4 protein-coding genes are annotated in these 4,643 nt (G+C 56.8%); 2 read left to right on the top strand and 2 right to left on the bottom strand.

Annotation, left to right across the window (positions count from 1 at the left end):
- Both VMJ32_18330 and VMJ32_18325 read left to right on the top strand, forming a co-directional pair.
- Positions 1-267 (top strand): YfhO family protein (locus tag VMJ32_18330; GenBank protein ID HTQ40978.1); only part of this gene is annotated, 267 nt, incomplete at its 5' end.
- A 53-nt stretch (positions 268-320) separates the two neighbouring features.
- A complete protein-coding gene (locus VMJ32_18325; GenBank protein HTQ40977.1) occupies positions 321-1,571 on the top strand; it encodes a glycosyltransferase family 2 protein in 1,251 nt (416 codons plus the stop codon).
- Between the two features lie 21 nt (positions 1,572-1,592).
- Here the strand turns inward: VMJ32_18325 and VMJ32_18320 are convergent, their stop codons facing one another.
- Both VMJ32_18320 and VMJ32_18315 read right to left on the bottom strand, forming a co-directional pair.
- Positions 1,593-3,311, bottom strand: a complete 1,719-nt coding sequence (locus tag VMJ32_18320) for a DUF1598 domain-containing protein (GenBank protein ID HTQ40976.1) — start codon at positions 3,309-3,311, stop codon at positions 1,593-1,595.
- A gap of 239 nt (positions 3,312-3,550) precedes the next feature.
- Positions 3,551-3,973, bottom strand: a complete 423-nt coding sequence (locus VMJ32_18315) for a hypothetical protein (protein ID HTQ40975.1) — start codon at positions 3,971-3,973, stop codon at positions 3,551-3,553.
- Between the last annotated feature and the right edge of the window lie 670 nt (positions 3,974-4,643).

The raw sequence follows: 4,643 nt of genomic DNA, 5'->3' as shown, positions 1-4,643 counted from the left end.
GTGAAAAGTTCGACGCTACAATTGCTGGTTGTCGGCGAGAGTTACCATAGCGGTTGGCAAGCCAGGGTCGACAACCAGCCGGCCTCGGTACTGCGGACCGATGGCGATTTTATGGGGGTGGTTATCGCGCCGGGCGATCATGAAATTACCCTAAAATTCCAGCCCGAAAGCTTGCATTATGGCCGCTTGGCCTCAGGTTTTGGCCTAAGTTTGTTGGTGGTGGTGATGGCGGCGGCCGGTTGGCCCTGGCGCCGGCGAAACGATTAACCGCTTGGTACGGCAGCGAAGTTCCGATTCAAACGAACAGCATCATTCTGGCGATGAGCGAACCGCTTATTCCTCCGACTCGGCCGTTGGTTTCCGATTCGCTGATCAGCGTAGTACTGCCGGTCTACAACGAGTCGGCCGTACTGATGGAAATTTGCCAGCGATTGCGGGCCGCTTTGACGGCGTGCCGGACCACGTTCGAAATTATTTTCGTCGACGATGGTTCCAGCGATGGCGGTGCGGAAGCTCTGGATCGCCTAAGCCGCCAATTCGAGGAAGTGCGCGTGGTGCATCTGTCGCGCAACTTTGGCCACCAGGCAGCCATTCATGCCGGCCTATTGCACGCCCGGGGCGATGCAGTGGTGTTAATGGATAGCGACCTGCAAGACCCGCCCGAAGCCATCGGCAAGTTTTTAGAGGCCTGGCAGTCGGGGTACGACGTGGCCTATGCGGTTCGCATCGGGCGTAAAGAGTGGCTGGGGAAGCGAGTGCTGTTTGCTGGGTTTCATCGTTTGTTGTCGTCCATTTCCAGTACGCCCATCCCGGTGGATGCGGGAAACTTCAGCCTGCTTGATGCGCGAGTAGTGCGGCATTTGGCATCACTGGGGGAGTGTGATCGGTATCTTCCCGGCCTGCGGTCGTGGGTAGGCTTTACGCAAATCGGCATTCCTGTAGAGCGGGGCTCACGCTACGACGAGCGGCCGCGAGTTTCGTTGCGTGGGCTGTTGCGGTTGGCCAAGACTGCGATATTTTCGTTCTCTTCGCTGCCGCTGGCGATGTTTTCCTGGCTAGGTTGGATGGCTTTGGCCGTATTTTTGGCGGTCAGCAGTTATTCGCTGTATTGTCGGTTGTTTACCTCCCTGGCGATTCCCGGCTGGACTTCGCAGTTAGTGACGATGAGTTTTTTCGCTGCGTTGAATGCCCTGGGCATTAGCATGTTGGGGGAGTATGTAGTGCGAATTTACGATCAGGTTCGCGGGCGGCCGCTGTATTTAGTCGATCGAACCGTGAACTTCGCCACCGACGCCTGCGCCGTGAACAATTCCGATGCGCCTCAGCGGCGAGCCGAGCAACCGAAGGGCGTTGGTGCACTCGACTTGGAACGGCTTGACCCACTGGAAGTTAACAGTGAGTGGGATGGCGCCTATCAACACTTGCTCGCGCAAGCCAACGATTTACTGGAACTGGGCGCGTTGGCGCAAGCTGACGCGGAAGAATTGGCCCGCCGCAGTGGACAGGCCGGAGCACAAGTAAGTGAGCTCACGGTCCTAAAATTCTCCGATGCTCCCGGTGATTCGACCTGAGCACCGCAAAGCCGCCGTCCTTCAATCCCACCACCAGCGCTCACGGCTGTCGTTCTTCTTTGGCGCATCATGTAATCGCAATGCCGGCAAAGCGTAGCCATCGGTTTTCATCGCGTCGGGTTTCAGTTGGGCATTTGGATCAATCCGCACTCCGCCGCTGACTCCCACGAGGATGGTCGTTTTGTTTACGATGCGGTGATTGATGACCGTATCTACTGCTTTGGGAGCGACGGCCAAGGGGACCTGGTATTGCTGCGGATCGCCGAACTCTAGCATGTGCCAGCGAACTTTATCCGGCAAGTTCTCGCTCCGCATCAAGGCACACACGAGCGCCAAGTCGCACATATTTTGCAGTTCGGCGTAAATGGGATATTTTACCGCCAAATCGGCAAAATGCTTGGTAAAATTTTGTGCAAACTGCTGATTCAACACATCGGAACTGCCCGTGTGAAGTTGCTGGCCAGCAGCCGAAAGCATTTCGTTTTCGCTGAGCACTTGCACAGCTTGGCCGCGCAATTCGAAGGCATCACGCTGGGGCGTGGTGGCCACCGCGTCATAATTCAGCGTGAACCACCACCGCAATACATCCATAGGGGGCGGCGACTGCCCGGGCGCTAGCTCGATCATATCCAGATAACTGGGCACCCCGAACACCCCTTCTTCCAGGCCCATGCCCACTAGCTTCATGCGATAATCGGCTTCCACTAGTACTTGCGCCACGCGCGTGCGCGGATCGATGCCGTAGACCTCGATATTTTGTTGCCCCAACTTTTCGCGCAGCTGTTTGAGCCAGGCGTCGCGTTGCCCAGGTTTGAGTGGAGCTTTGTTCGATTCGCTGATGAACGCCTTGACATCGGCCAGCGAGGCCGCCGTGGGCGTGATATTGCAGCCAAACGGCGCGTCCGATCCCGACATCATTCGCCGCAAAATCACGACCAAATCGTCCAACCGCAGCACGGGCCGGCCCGATTCTTTGCCGACCAGCCGGCCTTCAAAATCCGTCCGCCAATCACCGGCGGGTCCGGCCAGCACAATATCCCCCTGCTCTGGATAAACCAGCACGTATTGAATTCGCTGCAAGCCTGCGAGCGTTTGCATTTCTTCCGTCGGGCGCTGGCCTTGGGCGGCAAGCAATTCCACTTGTCGCTCCAAGCGCACCAAGGAAATTTTTCGCAGTCCGGAACTTTGCCGCACATCGCCGCTGGAGGGGCGCTGCGCAGCGATCTGCCGCAATTCCGCGAGATTGTTGGAACGATCGACCTTGACGAGCGGGCGCAACACGCCTTTGGCATCGATGGACACGCCGCCCGGGAATGAAGTGATGCTGCCGGGGCCGCCCATTTCGCTCCACGTCTGGGGCGCGACGGTTGATGTAATGAGATCGATCAGTTGGTCGAAATCAGCCTGGTTTCCGCCGAAATGGCCCGGACGCGCAGGTGGTGGAGAACGAAGGGCCGACAGCGATTCGGCCATCGTATGATCGTCATCAATCTGCGAGATGGTTTGTAACGCCGCCTGGCGATCGCCGGCCGAAGCTTGGGCTTTCGCCACTTCGGCCAAGATGGCGTCACGATCGGCGGTATTGTTTGCCGATCGGGCAGTTTCCAGCGCCGGAGCAAACTCACCGGATTGGAACTGTTGCTTGAGCAGCGCTGCTTCGCGGTCTTCTTCGGCCCAAGCTACCGGTTTCCAATTCAATTGGGCAACTGCCAGCGCCGTTACCCCGAGCAGCATTAACATAACCGACTTCGGCAAGCAGATAGCTGCTTCACGACAACATTGCGGTCTCATACCGCACCTCCTCATGCCAATCAGCCTCGCACATGCTATGGGGCAAAGTCAAGCGCCGTAGCTGATTAGTTAGAGGCACAGTTTTGCCGAACCCAGAGCAGTGGACCGTTGCCCGGCGCCGCGTTCTTCGTAATACGTCGGTTGCAGGAAGCTTTTTGGGATCGCAAACTGCCTGTTTGCTGCAACTCCTAGGCAGGCTCATGCCTATACCACGAGGAGGAACAAGCATCCCATCGAGCACGCACCCCGATACAGTAACGCGGGTCGATAGGGTAGGCACCCATTTCAACGAGAAGAGATTTGATTTCGAAAGAGAAGTGCTTGCGATAATAAGCTGGGATCATATCTCGTAGTAAGCGATTCAAGGCGATGCCATAATCTTTTAACTTCGCTACGGTAAACTCATCTTCCATATAGCCAGGTAAGCGGATTTCAATGAAGGCTCGATCACCTTCTCCGATAAAGCCATCGGCTCTGAGACTGAAGTTACAACTGGAGCCGCTGATTTTAGCCAAATAATCTTCCGTTGCTTTACTCAGATCGTTCATGAGCCGACTTAATTCCGTCGTTGCTTTGTGAAAGACGGCTTGAGTCACTACATCGTCAGACATGTTAGACCTCGTTGTGACAACCAACGGCTCGTTTACTGCTCAGTTTGCAATTTTATATTGAAGTGCAAAAAACAACAAACGGCTCGATCCCGAAACCTCGGGAGAGCCGTTTGTTGTAATGAAATGGCAGCCTGGGCAATTGCAGCCCGTGCTAATGTGCGTCCTTGTTTCAGGCGAACATGACCCGGCCGGCGATTTGATTCGCCCGAACGTGGGTGCTGTGCCCGCCCTGTTATCACAACGAATAAAACCGGGATGGCGTGGGCGATGCAGGCCCACACGAATCCAAGTTCCGCCGCAGGGGCCGGCTCGCCGAAGCGAGACCAAGCTTACGCCCTGGTCAGGCGGACGCCGGTTTCACCGTTGTCTCGGATGCAACTAGCCACCGCAACCGCAAGTCGGAGCAGCAGCGCAACCGCAGCTAGGAGCAGCGGAGCAGCCACAGCTCGATTCGCAACCGCAGCTCTTTTCGCAGCAGCAACGTTCGCAGCATTCGTGTAGCCAGCCGAACAAATGGCAGTGATGTTCGCAGCAGCAAGAATCACCGCAACCGCAGGCCGGGGCACTGCAACCGCAAGTCGGGGCAGCAGCGCAACCGCAGCTAGGAGCAGCGGCACAGCCACAGCTCGATTCGCAACCGCAGCTCTTTTCGCAGCAGCAGCGAGAGCAG

The organism is Pirellulales bacterium (genome assembly GCA_035499655.1).
In the GTDB taxonomy this organism is placed as follows: Bacteria; Planctomycetota; Planctomycetia; order Pirellulales; family JADZDJ01; genus DATJYL01.
The sequence above is the reverse complement of the archived record's forward strand: the minus strand, read 5'-3'. Positions and strand labels throughout refer to the sequence as shown.

Bases quoted from the DNA above. Each gene is read 5' to 3' on its own strand.
- VMJ32_18320 (HTQ40976.1), bottom strand. From the start codon at position 3,311: ATGTTAATGCTGCTCGGGGTAACGGCGCTGGCAGTTGCCCAATTGAAT.
- VMJ32_18325 (HTQ40977.1), top strand. From the start codon at position 321: ATGAGCGAACCGCTTATTCCTCCGACTCGGCCGTTGGTTTCCGATTCG.
- VMJ32_18315 (HTQ40975.1), bottom strand. From the start codon at position 3,973: ATGTCTGACGATGTAGTGACTCAAGCCGTCTTTCACAAAGCAACGACG.